This window comes from Blastococcus sp. SYSU DS0510, from assembly GCF_054050835.1.
The window spans coordinates 71,206-93,536 of the sequence record NZ_JBJHAC010000010.1 but is presented as its reverse complement, the minus strand read 5'-3'; the positions used below and the strand labels follow the sequence as shown (position 1 = coordinate 93,536).

The window sequence follows — 22,331 nt, the reverse complement described above, 5'->3', positions numbered from 1 at the left end:
GGCTCCTGCGCAGGACGACGGATAGGTGCCCAGGCGCACGGCGACGGTGGTGCGGGCCGCTCCCCGGTGGTGGCCCACCTCGACGCGCCAGTCACGGCCCTCCGAGAGGTTATCGCGCCGCCACGACCGTGTCGGCGGGCACCGACCGCACGTCGTCCAGCCCGCAGAGGACCATCGTGTGCTCGAGCTCCTCGGCGAGGCCCCCGAGGACCCGCGCCACGCCCTGCTCGCCGCCGGCGGCGAGCCCCCACACGACGGGCCGGCCGAGGAAGACCGCCGACGCGCCGAGCGCCAGCGCGGTCAGCACGTCCGACCCCGACCGGATGCCGCCGTCGGCGTAGACCTCCACGTCCTCGCCCACGGCGTCGACCACCTCGGGGAGCGCCTGGGCGCTGCTGACCGCGGGGTCGACCTGCCGGCCGCCGTGCGTGGTGACCCACACCGCGGCGGCGCCGGCCTGCACGCAGCGGATGGCGTCGTCGCCCCGGAGCACGCCCTTGACCACCACCGGCAGCCCGGAGAGCTGGCCGAACCGGGCGATCTCGTCGAAGGTCCAGGTGCCGGTGGCCAGGCCGTCCAGGGTCGGCTCCTCGCCCTCCGGGGGCCGGTTGGCCATCCGCACGCCCGCGCGGTGCACGAACTCGTGCCGCAGGTCGCGGCGGCGGCGCCCCAGCAGCGGGACGTCGACGGTCATGACCAGCGCGCGGTAGCCGGCGTCCCCGGCGCGGCGGGCGAGGTCGTCGGTGTGCCGCTCGGAGTGCAGCCGGTACAGCTGGAACCACTTCGGGCTGCCCGGGTCGACGGCGGCGACCTCCTCCAGGCTCGTGGTCGCGCTGGTGGACACGGTCATCAGGGCACCGCTGGCGGCGGCGCCCCGGGCGGTGGCCAGCTCGCCGTCGGGGTGGGCCATGGCCTGGTAGGCCCAGGGGGCGACGCCGACGGGGGTGCCCACCGGCGCGCCCAGCAGCTCGGTGGCCAGCGAGGCGGTGGTGGTGCCCCGCAGCACCCGGGGCCGGAGCCGCCAGGTGCGCCAGGCCGCCGTCGCCTCGCCCATCGTCGTCTCGGTCTCGGCGCCGCCGGCGTAGTAGTCGTAGACCGGCTCGGGGAGGAGTTCCCGCGCGCGGGCCTCGAGCTGCACCAGGTCGACGAAGGGGGCGTCCTGCCCGGGCTCCTCGGCGATCTCCGCCGCCTGGTCCTGCCCGGCCGGTCCCGGTACCGGGCTGCTCGCTGGTCCACCGCTCGCCATAGGCTGACACTCTATGGACACGCTCACCCCCGCGGAGGTCGCCCAGCTGCTGGGCACCTCGCCGAACCGGGTCCGCCAGCTGCTGCGCGACCGGAAGCTGATGGCCGTCCCCGGCAGCGGGAACGGGAAGATCCCGGCCGCGTTCGTGCAGGAGGGCGTGATCCTCAAGCACCTGCCCGGTCTGCTCACCGTGCTGAAGGACGGCGGCTTCACCGACGAGGAGGCCTTCGACTGGCTCTTCCGCGAGGACCCGTCCCTGCCCGGCACGCCGGTGCAGGCCCTGCGCGACGACCGGCACACCGAGGTCACCCGCCGGGCCCAGGCGCTGGCGTTCTGAGCCGGGTGCATCCGGGGCCGGTGCGGGAACGGAAGCCCGAGCCGTGGAGCAGCTGACGTACCTGGGCCTCCTGGCCGGCTGCCTGGTGGTGACCGCGCCGCTGGAGCTGGTGCTGGGCGTGCGGGTCTACGCCCGCTGGCGCCGGTTCCTGCTGGCGGCGCTGCCGGAGTTCGCCGTCTTCGTCGTGTGGGTGCTGTACGCGATCGCGCAGGGGCACTGGGACTACAGCGACGAGCTGACCCTCGGCGTCCGCCTGCCGGGCGGCATCCCGCTCGAGGAGGTGCTGTTCTTCCTCGTCGTCCCGCTGTGCTCGGTGCTCGCCCTCGAGGCGGTCCGGAAGGTGACCGGCTGGGACGCCGGCTATCCCGCCGAGGAGGCGGACCGGCGATGAGCTACTCCACGCTCGCCGTGCTCGCCGTCCTCGGCGTGCTCGTCGTCGACCTGGCCGTCTACCGCACGCGGATGGTCACCCGGCCGGTGTTCTGGGTCGCCTACGCGATCATCGTGACCTTCCAGCTGCTGATGAACGGCGTGCTCACCGGGCTGGACGTCGTCACCTACGACCCGGAGACCATCTGGGGGCCGCGCATCGCCTACGCGCCGGTCGAGGACCTGCTCTTCGGGTTCGCCATGGTCACCCTCACCCTGGCCAGCTGGGCGGCGGTCAACCGGCGGGCGAACACCGCCAGGCGGCGCGGCTTGGACACCGACACCCGGCGGTCGAGCACCCGGTAGTCGGCGCGCTCGATCTCGGTGAGGATCCCGCCGTAGAGGGCGGTGGCCGCGCGCACGCAGTCGCGGGACTCCGGCGCGAGCATCGGGGTGCCGGGCGCGGCGTCGTCGTAGCGCCGGCGGACGACGGCGACCATCTCCCGCATGAGCTCGCGGAAGCCGTCGTCGAACCGCTTCTCGGCCAGCTGCTCCCGGGTCACGCCGTGCGCGGCCATGGCGTCCTCGGGCAGGTAGACCCGGCCGCGGTCGACGTCCTCGGCGACGTCGCGCAGGAAGTTGGTCAGCTGGAACGCCTCGCCGAGCGCGATGGCGTGCGGCGCCGCCTCCTCGCGGGCCACGCCGGGCGCGGTGCCCAGCACCGGCAGCACCTGCAGCCCGATCACCGACGCCGAGCCCCACATGTAGCGGTCGAGGGCGGCCATGTCGGGATAGGAGTCGATGTCGAGGTCGCTGGTCATCGCGGCGAGGAAGTCGACGAGGTGCTCGACGGGGATCGCGTAGCGGCGGTAGGTGTGCACCAGGGCCAGCCGCACGGGGTCGTCGGACCAGCCGGTCTCCAGCTCGGTGAGCAGCGCCTTGGACCAGGTCATCAGGTCGCCGGCCGGGTCGGCGCCGGGGTGGTCGACGAAGTCGTCGGCCACCCGGGCGGCGGCGTAGAGGGCGTGCACCGCGGGCCGCCGCTCGGGCGTCAGCAGCCGGGTGGCCAGGTGGTAGCTCTTGCCGTGCTCGGCGGCGATCGCGGCGCAGCGCCGGTAGGCCGCGGCCAGCTGCTCCTGCCGGGCGGCCTGGGTGCCGGGGGGCTGCAGCATCAGCGCGCCACCGGCCCGGTGATCCGCTCGGCCGCCAGCCGGCCGCTGATCAGCACCATCGGCACGCCGACGCCCGGCTGCACCGACGACCCGGCCAGGACCACGTTCTCCGGGCCGCGGCGGGGGAGCGTGGACGGGCGGAAGGGGCCGGTCTGGCCGAAGGTGTGCGCCAGCGCGAACGGCGTCCCGGCCGCCATGCCCTGCGCGGCCCAGGTGGCCGGGGTGTCCATGTGCTCGACCTCGATCGCGCCGGAGACGCCGGTGAGGCCGCGGGCCTCCAGCGTGGCCAGCAGCTCCTGCCGGTAGCGCGGCCCCAGGGTGTCCCAGTCGAGGTGCGGGTTGCCGCCGCTGCGCGGGTCGAGGTTGGGGGTGGGCGCGACGACGCTGAGCACCTGCCCGCCGTCGGGGGCCAGTGACCGGTCGCTGCGCGAGGGCATGCTGATCAGCAGGCTCGGGTCGCTCATGGGGCGGCCGTCGCGGGTGAGCTCGTCGAACACCCCGCGCCAGGAGTGCCCGAAGCTGATCGTGTGGTGCGCCTGGTCGGGCAGCTCGGCCCGCACCCCGAGGTGCAGCGCGACGCAGGAGGGCGAGTAGACGGGTCGGCGCGGCCCGCGCAGCCCCGGCACCAGCGCGTGCGGCGCGTCGGTGGTGACGACGACGGCGTCCGCGGGCAGCCGCTCGCCGCCGTCCAGCACCACCGCGCTGACGCGGTCGCCGCGGGTCTCCAGCTCCTCGACGCCGGCGCCGTAGCGGAAGCACACCCCCGCGTCGGCCGCGGCCCCGGCGAGGGCCCGCGGCACCGCGCCGATCCCGCCGACCGGGTGCCAGACACCGGCGCCGATGTCCAGCTGGGCGATCACCGCGTAGGCGGCGATGGCGCGGAAGGGGGAGACCCCGGCGTAGAGCGCCTGGAAGCTGAACAGCCGGCGCAGCCGGTCGTCGGCGAAGTACCTGGCCACGTGCGTCGACAGCCGGCCGAACCCGCCGCGGCGGGCCAGCGTGACGAGCTCGGGGCCCAGCAGGTCCAGCGGCGAGTCCAGGTTGCGGTCGATGAACGTCCGGAGCTGCAACCGGTAGAGCTCGGCGAGGTCGGCGAGGTAGCGGCGCAGCGCATCCGCCTCCGCCGGCCCGCACAGGGCGGCGACCTCGGCGGCGAACGCCACCGGGTCGGCGTGCACGTCCAGGTGCGTGCCGTCGGCGAACTGCGCCCGGTAGCTGGTCTCCAGGCGGCGCAGCTCGAGCCGGTCCGCCAGCCGTTCACCGACGGCGGCGAGCGTCTCGGCCACGATCTCCGGCGCGGTGAAGACCGAGGGCCCGGTGTCCAGCGCGTAGCCGTCGCGCTCGATGCGGCCGGCGCGCCCGCCGGGGCCCTCGGCGCGCTCGACGACGGTCACCTCCCGGCCGGCGCCGCGCAGCCGCAGCGCGGTGGCCAGCCCGGCGAGCCCCGCCCCGACGACGACGACGCGGTCGGTGCGACCCGGGACGGTGCGGACCATCAGGCGGCGCGCGACGTCGCGGCGACCGCGAGCGCGTCCAGGGCCCGGCGGGCGTCCTCGGCCAGCGGCGACTCGGCGATCGCCTCGCGGGCCCGCGCGGTGCTGAGGGCGATGCGCTCCTCCACCCGGTCGCGGGCGCCGGTGGTGACCAGCAGCTCGCGGAGGGTCTCGAACTCCTCGTGCCCGGCATCGGGGTTGCCGAGCAGGTCGCCGAGCAGCCGGCGCCCGGCGTCGTCGGCCGCCTCCGCGGCCAGCGCCACCAGGAGGGTCTGCTTGCCCTCGCGCAGGTCGTCGTCGGCGGACTTCCCGGTGACCTCCGGGTCGCCGAAGACCCCGAGCAGGTCGTCGCGGAGCTGGAACGCCTCGCCCAGGGGCAGCCCGATGGCGCTGCAGGCCTCGACCGTGGCCGGCCCAGCACCGGCGATGGCCACGCCCAGCTGCAGCGGCCGCTGGACGGTGTACCCCGCGCTCTTGTAGCGGGCGACGGTGAGGGCGCCGTCGGGGCCCGGCAGCCCACCGGCGGCGCGCAGCAGGTCCAGGTACTGGCCGGCGGTGACCTCGGTCCGCATGGTGTCCCAGACGGCGCGGGCGCGGCCCAGCGCCGCCTCGGAGATGCCCGAGCAGCGCAGCAGCTCGTCGGACCAGACCAGCGCCAGGTCGCCGACGAGGATCGCCGCGCCGACGCCGAAGAGCTCCTGGTCGCCGGTGAAGCCGTGGGTGGTGTGCCGGTCGGCGAACCCGACGTGCGTCGTGGGGCGCCCGCGCCGGGTGCCGGCGGCGTCCATGACGTCGTCGTGCACCAGCGCGCTCGCGTGCACGAACTCCAGGGCGGCGACCGCGCGGAGCACGGCGTCCTCGTCCTCGCCGGCGCCCGGGCCCTGGCCTCGGGCCCCGCGCCAGCCCCAGTAGGCGAAGGAGGGGCGCAGCTTCTTCCCGCCCGCGGCGACGGCGCACACCTCGTCGACGACGGGGACGAGGCTGGCGTCCATCGCGGCGAGCGTGGCGCGCTGCTGGTCGAGGAAGCCGGTGAGGGCCTCGGCGACCGCGGCGCGCACCCGGTCGAGCTCGGCGACCGACAGGGGCGGGGCGAGGCGGGCGGACTCGCGCTGCTGCGCCCCGGCGATCATTGGTTCAGTATCGCCCGACCCGGTGGGGCGCCGCCCCAGCAGCAGGGCGGCCGAGGTGGTCGGCTGCATGGTTCCTCCGTCGCTCGGTCGTCCGGGACAGGACCTCTTCGCCGCGAGGGGGCCCTCCGGATGCAACCGCGGGACGTCTTCCGGCGGGACGGTTCCGGGGCGCCGCCGGGCCGCCCGTACCCTCGGGTGCCGTGACACCCACCGTCCGCGAGCTCCTGGCCACCGCGCAGCCGACGTGGTCCTTCGAGTTCTTCCCGCCGAAGACCCCGGCGGGGGAGGAGCAGCTCTGGACGGCGCTGCGCGAGCTGGAGCGGCTGCACCCGTCCTTCGTGTCGGTGACCTACGGGGCCGGCGGCTCCACCCGCGAGGGCACCGTGGCGATGACCGAGCGGATCGCGGCGGACACCACGATGACGCCGCTGGCGCACCTGACCGCCGTCGACCACAGCATCGCCGAGCTGCGGCACGTGATCAGCCGGCTGGCCGCGGCCGGGGTCCGCAACATCATGGCGCTGCGCGGTGACCCGCCGGGCGCCGATCCGCAGGCCGAGTGGGTCGCCCACCCCGAGGGCCTGCGCTACGCCGCCGAGCTGGTGGAGCTGATCCGCTCGGTGGGCGACTTCTCGGTGGGCGTCGCCGCCTTCCCCGAGCGGCACCCGCGGTCGCCGGACTTCGACACCGACGTCGAGATGTTCGTGGCCAAGTGCCGGGCCGGCGCCGACTTCGCGATCACCCAGATGTTCTTCCGGGCCGAGGACTACCTGCGGATGCGCGACCGCGTCGTGGCGCGCGGCTGCGAGGTGCCGGTCATCGCCGGGGTCATGCCGGTCACCAACGTCCGGCAGATCACCCGGATCGTCCAGCTGTCGGGTCAGGCCTTCCCGGCCGAGCTGGCCGAGCGGTTCGAGGCCCTGGACGGCGACCGCCCCGAGGACAAGGCCGCGGTGCACGACCTGGGGGTGGAGGTGGCGACCGACCTGTGCCGGCGGCTCCTCGACGAGGGCGTGCCGGGCATCCACTTCATCACCATGAACCGCTCGACCGCGACGCGCGAGGTCTTCGCCAACCTGGCCGGGAGCGCACCCGCGATCCGCTGAGCGGTCACCGGGCCTGCCCGACGCCCTCGAGCAGGTCGGCGGCGCGGGCGGCCGCGCGGCGCAGCCCCTCGCGCTCGGAGGCGTACCCGCCGACGACCCCGACGACCGGCAGGTTGGACACCGCGCGGGCGAAGAACTTCCCCTTCGGCCGGGCGTCCAGGGCGTCGTCGATGCGGCTCAGCAGCCGGGCGGCCCGCCACAGGGTGCGGACCACGCCCTTCGCCCCGCGGCGCTCGTCCCGCGGGCCGAGCGCGCCCTCCACGTAGGTGCCCTTGGTCCGGGTGAGCAGCGGCTCCACCTGCTCGGCGGACAGCTCCCGGCGCAGCAGCACCCGGGCCAGCAGCGACACCCGCTCGGCCGGGGCCTCAACGCCGTGCTCGCCGGCCACGCCGAGGACGACGAGGGACTGCACCGCGGTGCCGACCGTGTTCTGCAGGGGGAGCAGGTCGGCGAGCTTGCCCGCCAAGCGGGGGACCGCCGACACCCCGGCCGCGACCCGGGACACGCGGTCGGCCCACCACTCGTCGCGCTGCCCGCGCGGCAGCTCCGGGGGGCGCCCCAGCCGGGTCGCCAGGGGGGTGAGCAGCCGGTCCAGCCGGCGGAGGACGTCGACGACCACGGCGTCGCTGATGGGAGCAGCCATGGGGCGGCTCTACCCGGCCGCACGCCCGCCCCATGCGCCGGTGACCGTTCCACCGGCCACCGCGGACCATTGGCGGCGATCCTCACCGTGCCGCCCTCGCCCTGGTGCTGCAGCGCGAGGACGGGGACCGGTCCGCGTGGGCGGCGAGCGGCGGCGGCGCGAGCGGAGGACGTCTCTACCCGTTCGCTGCGGCAGCTCGCACGAGCTGGTGGAAGGGTGGATAAGGGTTGTAGCCTTCCACCATGAGTCTCAACATCAAGAATCCCGAGGTGGAAGATCTGGCCCGTGAGGTCGCCGCCGTCACGGGAACGTCGATCACCGCTGCCGTGGCCCAGGCCCTACGGGAAAAATTGGTCCGTCTCCAGGTCGACTCGCCGGTGGAAACGGCCGCGCACCGCGCGGCCCGCATCAGCGCTCTGGCCAAGGAGATCGCGCCCCGGTTCCGGGGAGACCTCGCGACCGTCGAGCACGGCGACCTCCTCTACGACGACGCCGGCATGCCCGCGTGATCGTCGATGCATCGGCGTTGATAGCCATCGTCCGGGACGAGCCCGAGGCCGAGGCGTTCATCGACGCACTCGCCGCGGATACGGCTCCCCGGATGTCAGCTGCCAACTATCTCGAGGCGGCCATCGTCGTCGATGCGACGCGGGATCCGGTCGCCCGGCGACGCTTCGACGAGTTGGTGCGGGTCATGCGCCTGGAGATCGTTCCTGTCACAGTCGGTCAGGCGTTCGTGGCGCGAGCGGCCTACCGGGACTTCGGGAAGGGCAGTGGACACGCGGCGCGGCTGAACTTCGGGGACTGCTTCGCCTATGCGCTCGCCGTGGAGAGCGGGAAGCCGCTCCTGTTCAAGGGTGACGACTTCGGTCATACGGACGTGACACCGGTTCTCCCGCCGGTCGGGTGATCACCGTTCGACCGGCGCCCGGTGGTTCAGCTGGCCTCGTAGCTCTTGGCGATCAGTTCGTAGGCGTTGGCGAGACCTTCCGCATTGCCGATGGTGATCTCCAGGTCGCCGGTCCCGAAGTGCCCCAGCTTGCGAACGTCACGGGTGAAGCCCTCTTCGAGCGCGACCTCGTCCGGGTTGACCTTGACGTACACCAGCAGCTTCTTCGTCTGAGGGTGCACCTCGACGCAGGCGAAGTTCTTCAGCCGCCGGAACGCGAAGTAGTTCTTGTTGATGATCTTTGTGACGTCGTCCCCGAGGGCGACGAGGTATTGCTCCAGGGAGTCGTACAGGTCCTTCAACGCCTGCGGAGCCTTCTCGTAGTACTGGGAAACCGTCGTGGACGTGCCCCCGCTCGAGGAGCCGTTCCCGGTCGTCGCACCGCTCGGCTGTCCGGCCGCTGTCGCCGTCGCGGTGGTGGAAGCGATGAGTTCCAGAGCGAGCAGTCCCTGGTCATAGCTCCGGTACCGGATCAACTCGATGCTGCGGTTCATCTGCGCGACGGCGTACTGGTCGTACTTCGTGAAGTCGCCGGCCACGCAGACCAGGCGCGGGTTGGACCAGTCGACGGGCACCTTGGCGCCGAGTCGCTCTTGCACGAGCAACTGGAAGTCCCCGCGGTGGTCCATGAGCCAGTCCAGGTAGAAGAGCCCCTGGGTGATCACGTTCTCGTTGATCGCGCGCTTGTACTCGAAGATGACGGGATTGCCGTTCTCGTCGATGCCGAGCGAATCCATCCGGCCACCGTGCTTGATTCCCGTGGAGTACTCGCTGGCCAGGAAACGGACACCGAACAGCGTCTCCATGTTCTGCTCGATGAGCGTCTGCAGGGACTTCTCCAGCGCCATCGCCGCACCGACGAGTTCGGTCGCCTTACCTACATCAAGCCGGAAGAGCTTCAGATCCCCCATGCCCCCATGATGGCCCCTTCGTCGAACCAGCCTCTGTCACGCCGCCTTCCCGTCGTGCTTGCGGCGGGCGGCCTTCCAGGTCCCGGTGCTGATGATCTTCTGGACGGCGTCGGCGAAGGTCTCATCCTCCAGCAGCGCCTTGAGAAGCTTGTTGGAGCTCTCCTGATTCTGGAAGAGGGCGCCGGCGATGTCGTCCTTCTTGATCGTGAGCGAGAACTGTTCCTGGTGTTGTCTGCAGCGCGCTGCTGCACGTCCTCGTCATCGGAGAGGTGGCTGGGCACACCGACGTAGATGAGCAGGCTCTCGGCCTGGCTGAGGTCGATTCCGTGCGCGGCGTTGAAGGTGCTGATCAGCTCGGAGAGCTTGATCATGAGCGCCTCCTCGACCGTGCCGCCCCGGCCCTCGCCGGTGAAGCTCTCGATCTCCCCGCTGCTTGCGCCGGGGGAGTTGCTGCCGCTGGTCTCCAGGCCCGCCTGGTGGCCGATGAAGGCCAGCGCGGTGTCGCCCAGGTCGATGGACCCGGACTCCGTGGGGGACTCCTTGAGCTTCGCGAGCAGCAGCTTCCCGTAGACGTAGAGGCTCTCCAGCTCCTCGTCGGTGAACTTCATGACCTGTCCGAGGAAGGCGTAGGCGCGGGTGAACGCCTTGAGGGCGTCGCGCAGGTCGGTGAGCTCGTGCTCGGGGAGGTTGCCTGCGCGGAGGACGGCAGGATCGACGTTGGCCGACACGGTGGCGTGCGTCGCGGAGTTGCCGAGGAGGAACGCCGTGACGGCCTTCTGCTGCTCCTCGGGGTCGATGACGTGGTGGTTCTCGATCCGGGTCTGGAGGTTGTAGAGCAGGTTGGGGTCGGTCTCCTCCGTCCAGCTGCTCTCCTAGAACGGCGCGAACTGCCCGCGCATCTCCTCGGCGGTGTTCCGGAAGTCGAGGACGAAGGTGTCCTCCTTGCCGGCGTGGATGCGGTTGAGCCGGGAGAGGGTCTGCACCGCCTTCACGCCTTCGAGCTTCTTGTCCACGTACATCGTGTGCAGCAGGGGCTCGTCGAAGCCGGTCTGGCATCGAGAAGAGGTGGAACGGCTCGTGGACCGTCGTGCCGGCCTCGTCGCGCGGGGTGCCGAACAGCTGGAGGGTCTTGCCCTTCGGGGTGGCGGTGAAGGCGAAGAACGACCTTGCCCTCGAACCCGTCCACGTACCTACCCCGTTCCGATATCGCTGTCGACACTGCCAGGTCGCAGATCGACGGTGAAGGGTCTACCTGACGACGTCGCCCGGGTGACTCAGGGATCGGGAGAACACGAAAGCGCCGCGACTGGTGGGACAGGAAGCGTTCCCGCGGGAACGTTTGCCGCCCCTACTCTGCGTCGGTGATCACCGGAGCCGCCGTGCTCGCCTGCGTCCTGCTCGCCGGCCTCGCCGCCTTCCAGGTGGCCCTCGCCGCGGGTCGTCCCTGGGGGCGGTTCGCGTGGGGCGGGCAGCACGAGGTGCTACCCACGGGCCTGCGCGTCGGCAGCGCGGTCTCCGTCGTCCTGTACGCCCTCTTCGCCGTCGTGATCCTGCAGGCGGCCGGCCTGGTGACGGCGGTGCCCGCCGCGGTGGGCGACGTCGGCATCCGGGTGCTGACCGGGTACTTCGCGCTGGGCATCCTGCTCAACGGCATCTCGCGCAGCCGGTCGGAGCGCGTCGTCATGACCCCGCTGGTGCTGGTGCTGGCCGCCTGCTGCCTGGTCGTCGCACGGGCGTAGCCCGGCCCCGCTGTGAGTCTCCTGTGGGGCATCCCGGCGCGCCGCGGGGCCGGGAGCCGCGGGCTACCGTGGCCGCCATGGCGTCCGGACCGCGGGCGGCGGCTCCGCGCTGGGCCGTCGTGGGGGTGGTCGTCGCGGTCCTCGTCGCGCTCCCGGCGCTCGTCGGTGCGCTGCCGGTGGCCGACCCGCCGGTGCCCGCGGCCGAGCTGCGGGCGGCGGTCCTCGCCTCCGACGACGTCACCTACTCCGGGTACGCCGAGTCCGCCGGCGGGCTGGCCCTGCCGGTGACCCGCCAGCTCGACTCCGTCGCCGACCTGTTCAGCGACCGCACCGAGATGCGGGTGTGGTGGCGCGGCCCCGAGGACCACCGGGTCGACGTGATCACCGCGGCCGGCGAGACGGGCATCCACCGCGACGCGCGCGGCACCTGGACGTGGCAGTACGAGGCCGCCTCCGCGACCCGCGCGGCAGCCACACCGTTCGCCCTCCCGGCGCCCCCGGACCTGCTGCCCTCCACGCTGGGCCGGCGGCTGCTCTCCGAGGCCACCGACGGGGAGCTGACCCGCATCGGCGCCCGGCGGATCGCCGGCCGCGACGCCCTCGGGCTGCGCGCGACCCCCGCGGAGCCGGCTTCGGCGGTGCGCCACGTGGACGTGTGGGTGGACCGGGTCAGCGGCCTGCCGGTGCAGGTGGTCGTCCTCGGCGAGACGTCGGAGGTGCCGGCGCTGGACACCCGGTTCCTGGACCTGGAGCTCGGGGTCCCGGACGCCGCCACGACCGCCTTCACCCCTCCACCCGACGCCGCCGTGCGTTCCGCGGACCAGGCCGAGATCGTGCTGGAGGCCGGGCGGCGGCTCGGACCGTTCCGCCTCCCTCCCACGCTGGCCGGCCTGCCGCGCCGGACGCTCGACGGCGCCCCGTCCGGCATCGGGCTCTACGGGCGCGGGGCCACCCTGCTCGCCGTCGCCCCCGTGCCGCGCCGGCTGGCGGACGGCCTGCGCCGCACGCTGGCGCAGAGCCCGGCCGCCGTCACCGATGCCACGAGCACCCGGATCGCGGCCGGGCCGGTCGGGCTCATGCTCGTCGACCCGCAGGACGCGGAACCGTACGTGCTCACCGGGACGGTCACCCTCGACGCGCTGGTGGCGGCCGCCGGGGAGCTCCCGGTGCTGGGGCGGCAGCGGTGAGCACGGTCATCGCCACCCGCGGGCTGGCCAAGCAGTTCGGGCGGGTCCGCGCGGTCGACGGCATCGACCTGGACGTGCGCGAGGGCGACGTCTACGGCTTCCTGGGGGCCAACGGCTCGGGCAAGACGACGACCGTCCGCATGCTGCTGGGGCTCGTCCTGCCCACCCGCGGGGAGATCGACCTGCTCGGCGAGCGCATGCCGCGCGCCGGCCGCCGCGTGCTGCCCCGGGTGGGCGCGCTCATCGAGGCGCCGGCTGCGTACGGGCACCTGTCCGGCCGGGAGAACCTCGCGCTGCTGGACGCCGCCGGCCCCGGCGGGGCACGCCGTGACCGCCGCCGGCGCGTCGCCGAGGTGCTCGACCAGGTCGGGCTGGGCGGCGTCGGACGCCGGCCGGTGAAGGCCTACTCCCTCGGCATGCGGCAGCGCCTCGGCCTGGCCGGGGCGCTGCTGCGCCGTCCCGAGCTCCTGGTCCTCGACGAGCCCACCAACGGGCTGGACCCGCAGGGCATCTCCGAGATCCGGGAGCTGCTCCTGGACCTGCACCGCGGCGGGACGACGGTCTTCCTCTCCAGCCACCTGCTGGCCGAGGTCGAGCAGCTGTGCACCCGCGTCGGGGTGCTGGACCGCGGCCGCCTGGTGCTGCAGGACGACCTGGCCACCCTGACCGCGCCGACCGGCGCCACCGTGGTGCGCACACCCACCCCCGAGCAGGTGCGGGCGGTCCTCGACGGCCGGGTCGCCGCCGTCGACGGCGAGCGGGTGGTGGTGCGCGGCGGCGACCCCGCCGAGGTGAACGCGCTGCTGGTGCGCGCCGGGATCCCGGTCACCGGCCTCGCCGAAGACCGCCCGACGCTCGAGGAGGTGGTGCTGGCGGCCGCGGCCACCAGCGCCGACCGGGTGGAGCGGACGCCGTGATCGCCGTCGAGCTGCGCAAGCTGTTCCGCCGGCCCCGCACGTGGGCGATCATCGCCGTCCTCAACGCGCTGCCGGTGCTGGTGGCGGTGCTGCTCGTGCTCACCGACCTGGCCCCCCGGCCGGGCGAGGGCCCGCCGTTCCTCTCGGCCGTCCTGACCAACGGCGCGCTGTACCCCCTGGCCGCGCTCGCCATCGTGCTCCCGCTGTTCCTGCCGATCGCGGTGGCGGTGGTCGCCGGCGACTCGGTCGCCGGTGAGGCGCAGGCGGGCACGCTGCGCTACCTGCTGGCCCGGCCGGCCGGGCGGACCCGGCTGCTGGTGGCCAAGCTCGTCGCCGTCCTGGCCTTCGTGCTGGTCACCGTCGTCGTGGTCGCGGCCCTGGGCTACCTCGTCGGGACGACGCTGTTCCAGGCCGTGCCGGGGGCCGGGACGTCGGTGTCCGGGACGTCGCTGACGGTCGAGGAGCTCGCCGTCCGCACGGTGATGGCGGTCGGCTACGTCGCGGTGTCGATGCTGGGTGTCGCCGCCTTCGCGCTGTTCTTCTCGACGCTCACCGACTCACCGCTCGGCGCGACGATGGGCGCCCTGGCGGTGCTCGTCACGTCGTCGCTCCTGTTCACCCTGGACGCCGCCTCGCCGATCGCGCCGTACCTGCCGACGCGCTACTGGCTGGCGTTCGTCGACCTCTTCCGCGACCCGATCCTCTGGCGCGACATCACCCGGGGGCTCGCGCTGCAGGCCGTCTACGTGGGCGTGCTGCTGGCCGCGGCGTGGGCGAACTTCACGACCAAGGACGTCACGAGCTAGCCGCTGAGCCGAGCGCAGTCGGCGGCGTCGAGGGGCACAGGCTCCCCGGCGGTGAGCTGCTCGAGCACGATCCCCTGCACCAGCGGGTCGCCGGGCAGCTGGCCGTGCCCGACCCGGCTGTCCGCGCACACCGACTGCACGGGGAGGTTGAGCGCGCCCTCGAGCCGGGCGGAGTCCGGCGGGGTGACCGTCCGGTCGAGCGTCGTCCAGACCGACACCCAGCCCACCCCGCCCGGCGTCTCGTCGCCCGCGTTCAGCCGGGCGAGGACCGGGCTGTCGGTGGCCAGCTGCCGGCACCCCTCCGGGCAGGAGGCCGGTGCGATCTGGCCGGCCAGGTCCGCGAGGCCGGTGCCGTGGTGCGGCGAGCCGATCGTCACCACCCGGCGGGCCACCTCCGCGCCGCCGTCGGCGACCCACAGCCGCGCGATGACCCCGCCGGCCGAGTAGCCGACGACGTCCACGCTCTCCTCTCCGGTGCGCTCCAGCGCCGCGCGGGCGGCGTCGTCGAGCGCCGCGGCCGCCTGGCCGAGGTCGCCGGTGCCGTCGCCGGGCAGCGGGACCACGGTGGCGTCACGGCCCGCGGACTCCAGCCGGTCGGCCAGCGTCCGCAGGGCGCCCGTGCCCCCGCCGTACCCGGGCACCAGCAGCACCGGGCCGGGCCGCGCCGTCGGGCCCGGGCCCTGGACGTCCGCCCCACGGGTGGCCAGCAGCACGCCGAGGGCCACGATCGCGGCGGTGACGAGGGCGAGCACCGCGACGACGAGACGGCGGCGGGCGGGGGAGAGACCGACGAGCACTCACCTACTGTCCCTGGTGGAGGCGCCGGCGTCACCGGACGGCGCCCGGTCGCGGGAGGGGGCGGCGTGCTGAGCCGGGAGGAGTACCTCGAGGCCTGGTCCCGCTGGCACGGCGGCGCCGACACGCAGGCGCCGCTCGTGCGGGGCTGGCTGTCGCTGGCGCACGGGCTCGCCCGGCCGCTCGCGGCGCTGCCCCCGGTCGTCGCCACCGCCACCGGGGTGGTCGTCGCGGCCGCGGCGGTCCCCCCGGCCGCCGCGGGCGGCGCCTGGCTGCTGCTGGCCGGGGCGCTGGTAGGGCTCTCCGGGCTGCTCGACAGCCTCGACGGCGCGCTGGCGATCGGCACGGGGCGGGCGTCCCAGCGCGGCTTCGTCCTCGACTCCGTGGTGGACCGGCTGACCGAGGTCGCGTACGCGGCGGCGCTCTGGGTGGCCGGGGCGCCGGGCTGGCTCGCCGTCGCCTTCGGCGCGCTCTGCTGGCTGCCGGACTACCTGCGGGCGCGCGCGGGGCAGGCCGGCGTGCACCGGACCGGCCCGATCTCGCTGTGGGAGCGGCCCACCCGGGTCGCGATGGCGGCCCTCACGCTCTGCGGCGCGGGGGTGGTCAGCGGCCTGGAGGTCGCGGGGGTGGACGGCGCGGTGCTCTCGGTCACCGCCGGCGCCGCCGCCGGGGTCCTGCTGGGCGCCGTCGGCACCCTGCAGCTGGCCCGGTGGCTGGGCGCCGAGCTGGCCGGTCCGGGCCAGGGGGAGCCCCCGCCGGAGGGGTGACCCCGGTCTGGACGGCGGGTCGGGCGTGCGGGCCCTAGGGTGTGCGGTGCCCGACCCCCGCCGTTCGTCTCCCGTTCCCCGCCCGGTGCTCCCCGCGGCGCAGCGGCCCGAGGCAGCCCGACCCGGAGGAGTGCCTCCCGTGCCCGTCGTCGTCACCGGCTCCATCGCCACCGACCACCTGATGACCTTCCCCGGTCGCTTCACCGAGCAGTTCGTCGAAGGTCAGATGGAGAACGTCTCCCTCTCCTTCCTCGTCGACGACCTGGTCCAGCACCGCGGGGGCGCGGGCGCCAACATGGCCTACGGGCTGGGCCTGCTCGGCCTGGCGCCGGTGCTGGTGGGGGCGGTCGGGAGCGACTTCGCCGACTACGAGGCCTGGCTCTCGCGCCACGGTGTCGACACCGGCAGCGTGCACTGGTCGGAGCTCAAGCACACCGCCCGCTTCGTCTGCACGACCGACGAGGCGAACAACCAGATCGCGTCGTTCTACTCGGGGGCGATGTCCGAGGCCGCGCAGATCGAGCTGGCGCCGGTCGTCGACCGGGTGGGCAGCCCCGACCTCGTCGTCGTCGGGCCGAACGACCCCACCGCGATGGTGCGGCACACGCAGGAGTGCCGGCAGCGCGGGTACGCCTTCGCCGCCGACCCCAGCCAGCAGCTGGCCTGGGCCGACGGCGAGATGATCCGCGAGCTGGTGCACGGCGCGGAGGTGCTCTTCACCAACGAGTACGAGTCGGCGCTGCTGCTGCAGAAGACCGGCTGGACGGCCGACGAGGTGCTCGCCCGGGTGGGCACGTGGGTGACCACGCGCGCCGCGGAGGGCGTCCTGGTGCGGCGGGAGGGGGAGGAGCCGTTGTCGGTGATCGCGGTGCCCGAGACCAAGCCCGTCGAGCCGACCGGCGGTGGTGACGCGCTGCGCGCCGGGTTCATCGCCGGGCGGACCTGGGGCCTGGGGCTGGAGCGGTCGACCCAGCTGGGCTCCGCCGTCGCCACCGCGGCGGTGGAGGTCATCGGCACCCAGGAGTACGACCTGCCGCGGGAGAGCTTCCTCGAGCGGTTCGCCGAGGCGTTCGGGGCCGAGGCCGCCGAGGAGATCGCCGCCCACCTCCCCGCGTGAGGCCCGCTGGGATCAGGTGACCTGATCATCGAGGGTCCTCCCTCACCTCCTGCGCTGAGGGAGGAGGCGCTGCGATCAGGGTCCCTGATCGAAGCGCGGGCTACTCGCCGCGGAGGGCCTCGCCGATCGAGGGGTCCCCGGTCCACCGGTGGTAGGGGATGCGGGCGATCTCGCGCACGTCGCCGATCGTCGTCCACTCGTTGCCACCCAGCCGCGCGAGCGGGCGGAGGTGCTCGATCCGCGGCCGCCCGTCCCGCACGGCGTCGGACCACACGCTGATGTGCTGCACCCGGCCGAGGACGACGGTGCTGTCGCCGAGTCGCAGCGTGGAGTGCAGGACGCACTCGATCGAGACCGGCGACTCGGCGACCCGCATCGCCGCCACGGTGTCGGCCGGCTCCAGCCGCACGCCGGCCTGCTCGGCCTCGCTGGTGTGCGGCGGGAAGTCGGTGGCCGTGGCGTTGACCTGCTCGAACAGCGGCTCCGGCGTGAGGTTGACGGTGAACTCGCCGGTCGCCTCGACGTTGCGCAGCGAGTCCTTCCGGCCCACGGAGGTGAACTGCACGATCGGCGGGTCGACGCAGGCCACCGTGTAGAAGGAGTGCGGCGCCAGGTTGTGCACCCCGTCCGCCGAGCGGCTGCACACCCACGCGATCGGGCGGGGGACGACGACGGAGTTCAGCACGCGGTAGAACGCTCCGGCCTCCATCGCGGCGGGGTCGAAGGAGGTGCGCGGGCGCTGCTGCTCGGCGGAGGTCACCGGCCCATCGTCGCCGACGTGGCCGAACAGGTCGCGTCGACGGGTCTGCCGCGCCACCGCAGGGTGCCGCGCCGCCGGCCCCGCACCGACCGCAGCATCAGCGCGTCCAGGGCCAGCACCGAGAGCGGATGGGCCAGGGCGTCGGGCCAGGCCCGGCCCCCGCTGGCCCGGGCGGCGGCCACGCGACCGGCCACCCCGGCCAGGTAGCCCACCAGCCCGGCGCGCGACCCGCCGAGGGCGGCCAGCGGCGGGACGACGTAGACGGCGGTGAGCGCGGCCGCGGCGGCCAGCCCACCCGCCGGCGTCCCGCCGACCGAGGCCCACAGCGACTTGGCGTAGCCGTCCCGGACGGCCGCCCACCCCTCGTACATCCGGCAGGCCGCGAGGCAGGAGCCGTCGATCGGCACACCGCGGCCGCCGGTGCGCTTGACCGCCCGCAGCAGGGCGATGTCCTCGAGCACCTCGCCGCGCACCGCCGCGTGGCCGCCGGCGCGCGCGTAGGCGTCGCGCCGCACCACGAGGAACTGGCCGTTGGCGGCGGCCAGCGAGGGCCGGGGGGAGCGCTCGGCCAGCCGCAGCGGCAGCGTGGTGATCCACAGCCAGGGCGCCAGCGGCTGCACGAGGCGCTCGGCGGGGCCGACCGCGAGCGGTCGGGGCCACGGCGAGGCCAGGTCCAGGCGGTGGGTGTCGAGCACCGCGACGGCGCCGGCGATCGCGTCGGGGAACAGCCGGACGTCGGCGTCGACGAACACCAGCACCTCGTCGTCCCCGCCCTCGGCCGCGGCGGCCCCGACGGCGCAGGCGTGCGGCTTCCCCAGCCACCCGGACGGCAGCGGCGGCGCGGTCACGAGCCGCACCCGGGGGTCGGCGACGGCGCGCACGACGTCGGCGGTGCCGTCGGTGGAGCCGTCGTCGACCACCACGACCCGCAGCCGCGCCGCCCCCCGCTGGTCGAGCAACGCCGCCAGGCAGCCGGCGACCTGCTCGGCCTCGTCGCGCACCGGCAGCACCACCGTGACCGGGCGGGCCACCGGCGGCGGGTCGGCGGGGGCACGGCGCAGCAGCGCGGTGTTCACGGCCGCGTGCACGGCACCGGCGATCGAGATCCCCGCCAGCGAGCGGAGCAGGCTGCCGCTCACCGTCGTCCCGCACGCCGGTGCTGCACCGCGAGGACGAGCAGGACCGCCGCCCCCAGCCCTGCGCCCCAGGCCGCGGAGCCGGGCAGCCCCAGCCAGCCCGCGTGCGCCAGGGCGCCACCGAGGGTCATCCAGGCCAGCGCGAACAGCGGGGCGCCGGGGCCGGTCCGGGGCGCCCGGGCGGTGCGCTCGACCAGCAGGTCCAGCAGCGTCATCAGCACCAGCCCGGCCAGCAGCCAGCCGGCGAGGTTGGTCAGCGGCACGGTGTCGATGCCCGGCAGGCCGGGGGAGGGGTGGGCCCAGGTCCAGTAGCCGGCCTGCACCAGCTGCGGGTCCAGGACGACGTCCCACGCCGCGAAGACCGCCGCCGCCCAGGCGATGCGCGCCACCCGGCGGCGGGACGCGCGCACCGGGCGGGCCAGCAGCTCCCCGAGCAGCCAGCTGGGCCAGGCCATCATCAGCCAGGCCAGCGGCACGAGGAACGGCACGCCGAGCAGCGTCGGGCCGAGGACGTCGCTGTAGGAGTAGGTGCCGTAGGGGAAGCCGGTGGCCACCCCCACCGACTCGAAGGCGATCGACACCACCGCGACCAGCACCAGCACACCCACGCCGGTGCGGGCGCCGCGGCTGAGGCCCGCGTGCGCGACCGACAGCGCCGAGCCCAGCAGCACGATGGCCCAGGAGACGGCGTCCCGGAACGAGCCCGAGGCGAGCGGGTAGGCGATCGCCGTGGCGACCAGCGCCGCGGTCACGGCCCAGGGCACGACGCGGACGGCGGCGGGTGCGGGCGCCGGTGCGGTGGTCGTCACGGCTGCCGCCTCCCGGCGCGCACCCGGCCCAGCACCCGGCCGGCCACCGCCCGCGCGCGGGGCAGGGCGCCACGGTCGGCGAGCACCGTGCGCGCCGCCGTCCGGCCGGAGTTGCCGGAGACTCCGCCGCCGGGGTGGGTGGAGGCGCCGGCCAGGTAGAGCCCGGGCAGGCCCGGCACCCGGTAGCCCGAGAGGCCCGGGGTCGGGCGGAGGGCGAACATGCTGGCCAGGCCCATCTCCACGTGCATGACGTTGCCACGGGGCAGGGACAGCTCCCGCTCGAGGGCCAGGGGCGTCTGCACGTACATCTCGCGCACGGACCCGGCGAACCCGGGGGCGTAGCGGTCGACGGCGTCCACCAGCCGCCGGGCCTCGGCGTCGGCGAGGGCGTCCCAGTCGGCGCCGCCGGCCAGCGCGTACGGGTACCACTGGCCCCAGATGGTGACGACGTGCTGCCCCGGCGGGGCCAGCGTGGCGTCGCTGGCGGAGAACGACATCGCCAGCGGCACCGGCTCGCGGGGCACCCGGCCGGCGCCCCAGTCACCGTGCGCCGCGGCCAGCCGGGCGCGGTCGGTGCAGAGCAGCTGGAGGCCCCGCAGCGCCTCCGGCCCGGCCCCGGGGTAGGACGGCGGGGCGTCGGTCAGCGCCCGCACGACCAGGCCGAAGCCGTTGCCGACCGGCGGCGCGGCCTCGGCGAGCACCGGGGGCGCGGCGTCCCCGGCGAGTTGGCGCGTCACGCCGATGTGGCAGGCGGCGACCACCGAGGACGCCCGCACGACCCGGCCGGACCGGGTCTCCACGCCGGCGACGCGGCCGTCCTCCACGAGCAACCGCGCGGCGCCGTCGCCGAGCACCACCCGGCCGCCGTCGGACTCCAGCCGGCGGCGCAGCGCCTGCGTCAGCCCACCCGAGCCGCCCACCGGGTGGCCGGGCGGGACGTCGTGCAGCAGCGCCACCCAGCCGACCATCGCCGCGGTGCCCGGCTCGGACATCGGCGGGCCGGACTGCGCGCCGAACCACGCCAGCGCCGCCTTGAGCCGCTCGCTGGTGAACCACTTGTCCAGCAGCGCGTCGCCGGAGCCCAGGAAGTCGACGGCCAGCTCGCCGCCCGGGGTGCGCGGACGCCCCTCCGCCGGCGCGCCCAGCGGCCAGAACGAGCGGAGCAGGCCGCCGGCCGACGGCGCCCGGCCGAACGAGGCGACGACGGCGCGGCTGCGCGGCCCCCACACCTCGACGAAGCGGCGGTAGGCGGCGGCGTCGTCCGGACCGCAGGCGGCCTCGATCGAGGCGCAGGTGGCGTCCAGGTCGACGGAGAGGACCAGCGGCCGGCCGTCCGGGCCCGGGTCGCCGGGGGAGGGCGCGGGCGCGAAGCCCCACGGGTCGCAGTCGATGTAGCGGAGGCCGTGCTCGGCCAGCGCGAGCTCCTCGACGATGCCGCTGTGCCGGACGATGACGTGCGCGCTGGACCCGCGGTCCACGCGCACCCCGGGCCAGCGCTCCACGGTGGAGACCGCCCCGCCGAGGACCTCGTCGGACTCGAGGACCTCCACGGAGAGGCCTTCGCGGGCGAGGTAGCAGGCGGCCACGAGGCCGTTGTGGCCGGAGCCCACGACGACGACGTCCACGGCACCGGGGGAGGCGGTCACGCCCGGGAGTTCGTCGCGGAGGGGCCGGGTGGATGCAGCGGGAGCCGCGCGCCGAGGATCGCGAAGGGCCTCGAGTCGCCCGGGAAGTGGTAGCCGCGGGCGAGGTCGACGAACCCGTCGGCGCGGTAGAGCCGGAACGCCTTGGTGTCGGCGTCCGGCGTGGAGAGCAGCGCCACCGGGTGCGGCAGCCCCTCCACCAGGGCGTGCAGCAGCTGCCGGCCGAGGCCCTGGCTCTGCGCGTCGGGGTGCACGTGCAGCTCGCACACCTCGAAGGCGCCGGGCAGCCACTTCTTCGCCGTCCGCCGGTCGAGCGCGGCCCGCACCTGGTCGTGCCACCACTGCCCGGGGGCGATGAGGTAGCCGTAGCCGAACCCGACCAGCCGCTCGCCCTCGGGGGTGCGGGCGAAGGCGCCCACCGCGCGGAACCCGGGGCGCTCGGTGTGCTGGACGGCGTAGCCGTACCGGCCGGCGACGATGCCCGAGTCGTAGCCCATGGCCAGGCCGTAGATCGCCAGCACCTCGTGCATGTGCTCACGCATCCACGGGGCCGGGAGCTCGAGGATGCGGGTGGCGTTGCGCGTCCCCGTCACTGGGCGGTCGCCCCTTCGGCGTCCGGGCGCTGGGCGTCCGGGAGGGGGGTGCCCCCGAGGGTGGTGGCGGTCCCGTCCAGCGGCCCGCCGCCGACCTCGGCCGCGGTGCCTGCGGTGATGCGCAGCAGCTCGTCGTAGGTGGTGGGGAAGACCGCCGCCGGGTGCCCGGCCGCGGCCCACAGCCGGTCGTACCGGGCGAGCTCCACGTCGACCAGGGTGCCGAGGGGGGCGGGGTGCCCCACGGGGGCCACCCCGCCGATGGGCTGGCCGGTGTGCTCGCGGACGACGTCGGCGGGGGCGGGGACCAGGGAGCCGATGCCGAGCAGCCCCGCGACCTGGATGACGTCGACGCGGTGGGCGCCGCTGGTGAGGACCAGCAGGGGCGAACCGTCGGCGAGGAAGACCAGGCTGTTGACGATCGCGCCGACCGGCACGCCGAGCACCTGGGCGGCGGCGGCCGCGGTGCGGACCTCCGCGGGGAGGATGCGGACCTCACCCTCGGCGCCGGCCGCGGCGAGGGCACGGGCGACGGCGGCCACCCGGGGGTGCGGGGGTGGGCTCATGCGTCGATCCTGCCACCGCCCGAGGGCGCGCGCCCCCGGCGGTGCGGGCCGCCGCGGTGCAGCCGTCGAACCGGCCGATCCCTGCATCCCTCTGGGCGCCTGACCAGCGATGTCGTACCTCCTGCCTACCGTGTGGAGGACGA

Annotated in this window: 25 protein-coding genes, 2 pseudogenes and 1 riboswitch; of the genes and pseudogenes, 12 read left to right on the top strand and 15 right to left on the bottom strand. The window is 75.0% G+C overall.

What is annotated here, in order from left to right:
* Nucleotides 1-20 precede the first annotated feature (20 nt).
* A riboswitch (ZMP/ZTP riboswitch) is annotated at nucleotides 21-105 on the bottom strand.
* A gap of 4 nt (nucleotides 106-109) precedes the next feature.
* Nucleotides 110-1,246 (bottom strand): alpha-hydroxy acid oxidase, encoded by a 1,137-nt coding sequence (locus ACI79P_RS10220; protein WP_456580935.1) that lies wholly within the window; start codon nucleotides 1,244-1,246, stop codon nucleotides 110-112.
* Between the two features lie 13 nt (nucleotides 1,247-1,259).
* On the opposite strand from ACI79P_RS10220, the gene ACI79P_RS10215 reads away from it, so the two are divergent.
* From ACI79P_RS10215 to ACI79P_RS10205, 3 genes and pseudogenes are all read left to right on the top strand, one after another.
* On the top strand, nucleotides 1,260-1,583 hold the full coding sequence (locus ACI79P_RS10215) for an Rv2175c family DNA-binding protein (RefSeq protein ID WP_456580934.1): 324 nt from the start codon (nucleotides 1,260-1,262) through the stop codon (nucleotides 1,581-1,583).
* Between the two features lie 43 nt (nucleotides 1,584-1,626).
* Nucleotides 1,627-1,974, top strand: a complete 348-nt coding sequence (locus ACI79P_RS10210; protein WP_456580933.1) for a lycopene cyclase domain-containing protein — start codon at nucleotides 1,627-1,629, stop codon at nucleotides 1,972-1,974.
* A pseudogene (locus tag ACI79P_RS10205) lies at nucleotides 1,971-2,180 on the top strand (lycopene cyclase domain-containing protein); the annotation flags it as partial. The gene ACI79P_RS10210 and the pseudogene ACI79P_RS10205, both read left to right, overlap by 4 nt.
* Here ACI79P_RS10205 and ACI79P_RS10200 read toward each other — a convergent pair.
* The 3 genes from ACI79P_RS10200 to ACI79P_RS10190 are packed head-to-tail and all read right to left on the bottom strand — an operon-like array spanning nucleotide 2,177 to nucleotide 5,816.
* Nucleotides 2,177-3,124 (bottom strand): phytoene/squalene synthase family protein, encoded by a 948-nt coding sequence (locus ACI79P_RS10200; protein ID WP_456580932.1) that lies wholly within the window; start codon nucleotides 3,122-3,124, stop codon nucleotides 2,177-2,179. The pseudogene ACI79P_RS10205 and the gene ACI79P_RS10200 sit on opposite strands and share 4 nt — an antisense overlap.
* Nucleotides 3,124-4,620, bottom strand: a complete 1,497-nt coding sequence (gene crtI, locus ACI79P_RS10195; protein ID WP_456580931.1) for a phytoene desaturase family protein — start codon at nucleotides 4,618-4,620, stop codon at nucleotides 3,124-3,126. Before crtI ends, ACI79P_RS10200 begins: the two co-directional genes overlap by 1 nt.
* Nucleotides 4,620-5,816: a polyprenyl synthetase family protein gene (locus ACI79P_RS10190; RefSeq protein WP_456580930.1), complete on the bottom strand. Its 1,197-nt coding sequence runs from the start codon at nucleotides 5,814-5,816 to the stop codon at nucleotides 4,620-4,622. The genes crtI and ACI79P_RS10190 overlap by 1 nt, the downstream gene beginning before the upstream one ends.
* A gap of 131 nt (nucleotides 5,817-5,947) precedes the next feature.
* Between ACI79P_RS10190 and metF the strand changes: the two genes are divergently transcribed.
* Nucleotides 5,948-6,853, top strand: coding sequence for a methylenetetrahydrofolate reductase [NAD(P)H] (gene metF, locus ACI79P_RS10185; protein ID WP_456580929.1), 906 nt, complete (start codon nucleotides 5,948-5,950; stop codon nucleotides 6,851-6,853).
* Nucleotides 6,854-6,857: 4 nt separating this feature from the next.
* Here the strand turns inward: metF and ACI79P_RS10180 are convergent, their stop codons facing one another.
* Entirely contained in the window at nucleotides 6,858-7,496 is a 639-nt protein-coding gene (locus ACI79P_RS10180) for a hypothetical protein (protein WP_456580928.1), read from the bottom strand.
* Nucleotides 7,497-7,738: 242 nt separating this feature from the next.
* On the opposite strand from ACI79P_RS10180, the gene ACI79P_RS10175 reads away from it, so the two are divergent.
* Entirely contained in the window at nucleotides 7,739-8,005 is a 267-nt protein-coding gene (locus ACI79P_RS10175; protein WP_456580927.1) for a type II toxin-antitoxin system VapB family antitoxin, read from the top strand.
* On the top strand, nucleotides 8,002-8,406 hold the full coding sequence (locus tag ACI79P_RS10170) for a type II toxin-antitoxin system VapC family toxin (protein WP_456580926.1): 405 nt from the start codon (nucleotides 8,002-8,004) through the stop codon (nucleotides 8,404-8,406). The genes ACI79P_RS10175 and ACI79P_RS10170 overlap by 4 nt, the downstream gene beginning before the upstream one ends.
* Nucleotides 8,407-8,432: 26 nt before the next feature.
* Here ACI79P_RS10170 and ACI79P_RS10165 read toward each other — a convergent pair whose 3' ends face one another.
* The 3 genes and pseudogenes from ACI79P_RS10165 to ACI79P_RS10155 all read right to left on the bottom strand — a co-directional run.
* On the bottom strand, nucleotides 8,433-9,356 hold the full coding sequence (locus ACI79P_RS10165; RefSeq protein ID WP_456580925.1) for a DUF5655 domain-containing protein: 924 nt from the start codon (nucleotides 9,354-9,356) through the stop codon (nucleotides 8,433-8,435).
* On the bottom strand, nucleotides 9,344-10,084 hold the full coding sequence (locus tag ACI79P_RS10160; RefSeq protein WP_456580924.1) for a hypothetical protein: 741 nt from the start codon (nucleotides 10,082-10,084) through the stop codon (nucleotides 9,344-9,346). The genes ACI79P_RS10165 and ACI79P_RS10160 overlap by 13 nt, the downstream gene beginning before the upstream one ends.
* A 144-nt stretch (nucleotides 10,085-10,228) precedes the next feature.
* A pseudogene (locus tag ACI79P_RS10155) lies at nucleotides 10,229-10,399 on the bottom strand (type I restriction enzyme subunit R domain-containing protein); the annotation flags it as partial.
* A 318-nt stretch (nucleotides 10,400-10,717) separates the two neighbouring features.
* Between ACI79P_RS10155 and ACI79P_RS10150 the strand changes: the two are divergent.
* The 4 genes from ACI79P_RS10150 to ACI79P_RS10135 all read left to right on the top strand — a co-directional run bounded on the left by ACI79P_RS10150 (nucleotide 10,718) and on the right by ACI79P_RS10135 (nucleotide 14,005).
* Nucleotides 10,718-11,095, top strand: coding sequence for a hypothetical protein (locus ACI79P_RS10150; RefSeq protein ID WP_456580923.1), 378 nt, complete (start codon nucleotides 10,718-10,720; stop codon nucleotides 11,093-11,095).
* Nucleotides 11,096-11,172: 77 nt separating this feature from the next.
* On the top strand, nucleotides 11,173-12,282 hold the full coding sequence (locus ACI79P_RS10145; protein ID WP_456580922.1) for a transcriptional regulator: 1,110 nt from the start codon (nucleotides 11,173-11,175) through the stop codon (nucleotides 12,280-12,282).
* Nucleotides 12,279-13,199 carry an ABC transporter ATP-binding protein gene (locus tag ACI79P_RS10140; protein WP_456580921.1) on the top strand — a complete coding sequence of 307 codons (921 nt, stop codon included), beginning with the start codon at nucleotides 12,279-12,281 and terminating at the stop codon, nucleotides 13,197-13,199. The genes ACI79P_RS10145 and ACI79P_RS10140 overlap by 4 nt, the downstream gene beginning before the upstream one ends.
* Complete coding sequence (locus tag ACI79P_RS10135) at nucleotides 13,196-14,005, top strand: ABC transporter permease (protein WP_456580920.1); 810 nt, start codon at nucleotides 13,196-13,198, stop codon at nucleotides 14,003-14,005. Before ACI79P_RS10140 ends, ACI79P_RS10135 begins: the two co-directional genes overlap by 4 nt.
* On the opposite strand, the gene ACI79P_RS10130 is transcribed toward ACI79P_RS10135, so the two are convergent.
* Nucleotides 14,002-14,802: a lipase family alpha/beta hydrolase gene (locus ACI79P_RS10130; protein WP_456580919.1), complete on the bottom strand. Its 801-nt coding sequence runs from the start codon at nucleotides 14,800-14,802 to the stop codon at nucleotides 14,002-14,004. The two genes, ACI79P_RS10135 and ACI79P_RS10130, sit on opposite strands and share 4 nt — an antisense overlap.
* Nucleotides 14,803-14,868: 66 nt before the next feature.
* Here ACI79P_RS10130 and ACI79P_RS10125 point away from each other — a divergent pair, with 66 nt between their 5' ends.
* Together ACI79P_RS10125 and ACI79P_RS10120 are read left to right on the top strand one after the other, a co-directional pair.
* Nucleotides 14,869-15,567 (top strand): CDP-alcohol phosphatidyltransferase family protein, encoded by a 699-nt coding sequence (locus ACI79P_RS10125; RefSeq protein ID WP_456580918.1) that lies wholly within the window; start codon nucleotides 14,869-14,871, stop codon nucleotides 15,565-15,567.
* A gap of 139 nt (nucleotides 15,568-15,706) precedes the next feature.
* Nucleotides 15,707-16,684, top strand: coding sequence for a carbohydrate kinase family protein (locus tag ACI79P_RS10120; RefSeq protein WP_456580917.1), 978 nt, complete (start codon nucleotides 15,707-15,709; stop codon nucleotides 16,682-16,684).
* A 100-nt stretch (nucleotides 16,685-16,784) separates the two neighbouring features.
* On the opposite strand, the gene ACI79P_RS10115 is transcribed toward ACI79P_RS10120, so the two are convergent.
* The 6 genes from ACI79P_RS10115 to ACI79P_RS10090 are packed head-to-tail and all read right to left on the bottom strand — an operon-like array spanning nucleotide 16,785 to nucleotide 22,188.
* Complete coding sequence (locus tag ACI79P_RS10115; RefSeq protein ID WP_456580916.1) at nucleotides 16,785-17,444, bottom strand: flavin reductase family protein; 660 nt, start codon at nucleotides 17,442-17,444, stop codon at nucleotides 16,785-16,787.
* Nucleotides 17,441-18,583, bottom strand: coding sequence for a glycosyltransferase (locus tag ACI79P_RS10110; protein ID WP_456580915.1), 1,143 nt, complete (start codon nucleotides 18,581-18,583; stop codon nucleotides 17,441-17,443). The genes ACI79P_RS10115 and ACI79P_RS10110 overlap by 4 nt, the downstream gene beginning before the upstream one ends.
* A complete protein-coding gene (locus ACI79P_RS10105) occupies nucleotides 18,580-19,389 on the bottom strand; it encodes a carotenoid biosynthesis protein (RefSeq protein WP_456580914.1) in 810 nt (269 codons plus the stop codon). The genes ACI79P_RS10110 and ACI79P_RS10105 overlap by 4 nt, the downstream gene beginning before the upstream one ends.
* Nucleotides 19,386-21,035: a phytoene desaturase family protein gene (locus ACI79P_RS10100; protein ID WP_456580913.1), complete on the bottom strand. Its 1,650-nt coding sequence runs from the start codon at nucleotides 21,033-21,035 to the stop codon at nucleotides 19,386-19,388. The genes ACI79P_RS10105 and ACI79P_RS10100 overlap by 4 nt, the downstream gene beginning before the upstream one ends.
* Nucleotides 21,032-21,625 carry a GNAT family N-acetyltransferase gene (locus ACI79P_RS10095; RefSeq protein ID WP_456580912.1) on the bottom strand — a complete coding sequence of 198 codons (594 nt, stop codon included), beginning with the start codon at nucleotides 21,623-21,625 and terminating at the stop codon, nucleotides 21,032-21,034. Before ACI79P_RS10095 ends, ACI79P_RS10100 begins: the two co-directional genes overlap by 4 nt.
* Entirely contained in the window at nucleotides 21,622-22,188 is a 567-nt protein-coding gene (locus ACI79P_RS10090; protein ID WP_456580911.1) for a YbaK/EbsC family protein, read from the bottom strand. Before ACI79P_RS10090 ends, ACI79P_RS10095 begins: the two co-directional genes overlap by 4 nt.
* Nucleotides 22,189-22,331 lie beyond the last annotated feature (143 nt).

Excerpts from the sequence above, each read along its gene's own strand:
- ACI79P_RS10220 (WP_456580935.1), bottom strand. The coding sequence starts at position 1,246 with ATGGCGAGCGGTGGACCAGCGAGCAGCCCGGTACCGGGACCGGCCGGG.
- ACI79P_RS10215 (WP_456580934.1), top strand. The coding sequence starts at position 1,260 with ATGGACACGCTCACCCCCGCGGAGGTCGCCCAGCTGCTGGGCACCTCG.
- ACI79P_RS10200 (WP_456580932.1), bottom strand. The coding sequence starts at position 3,124 with ATGCTGCAGCCCCCCGGCACCCAGGCCGCCCGGCAGGAGCAGCTGGCC.
- crtI (WP_456580931.1), bottom strand. The coding sequence starts at position 4,620 with ATGGTCCGCACCGTCCCGGGTCGCACCGACCGCGTCGTCGTCGTCGGG.
- ACI79P_RS10190 (WP_456580930.1), bottom strand. The coding sequence starts at position 5,816 with ATGCAGCCGACCACCTCGGCCGCCCTGCTGCTGGGGCGGCGCCCCACC.
- ACI79P_RS10180 (WP_456580928.1), bottom strand. The coding sequence starts at position 7,496 with ATGGCTGCTCCCATCAGCGACGCCGTGGTCGTCGACGTCCTCCGCCGG.
- ACI79P_RS10175 (WP_456580927.1), top strand. The coding sequence starts at position 7,739 with ATGAGTCTCAACATCAAGAATCCCGAGGTGGAAGATCTGGCCCGTGAG.
- ACI79P_RS10165 (WP_456580925.1), bottom strand. The coding sequence starts at position 9,356 with ATGGGGGATCTGAAGCTCTTCCGGCTTGATGTAGGTAAGGCGACCGAA.
- ACI79P_RS10145 (WP_456580922.1), top strand. The coding sequence starts at position 11,173 with ATGGCGTCCGGACCGCGGGCGGCGGCTCCGCGCTGGGCCGTCGTGGGG.
- ACI79P_RS10090 (WP_456580911.1), bottom strand. The coding sequence starts at position 22,188 with ATGAGCCCACCCCCGCACCCCCGGGTGGCCGCCGTCGCCCGTGCCCTC.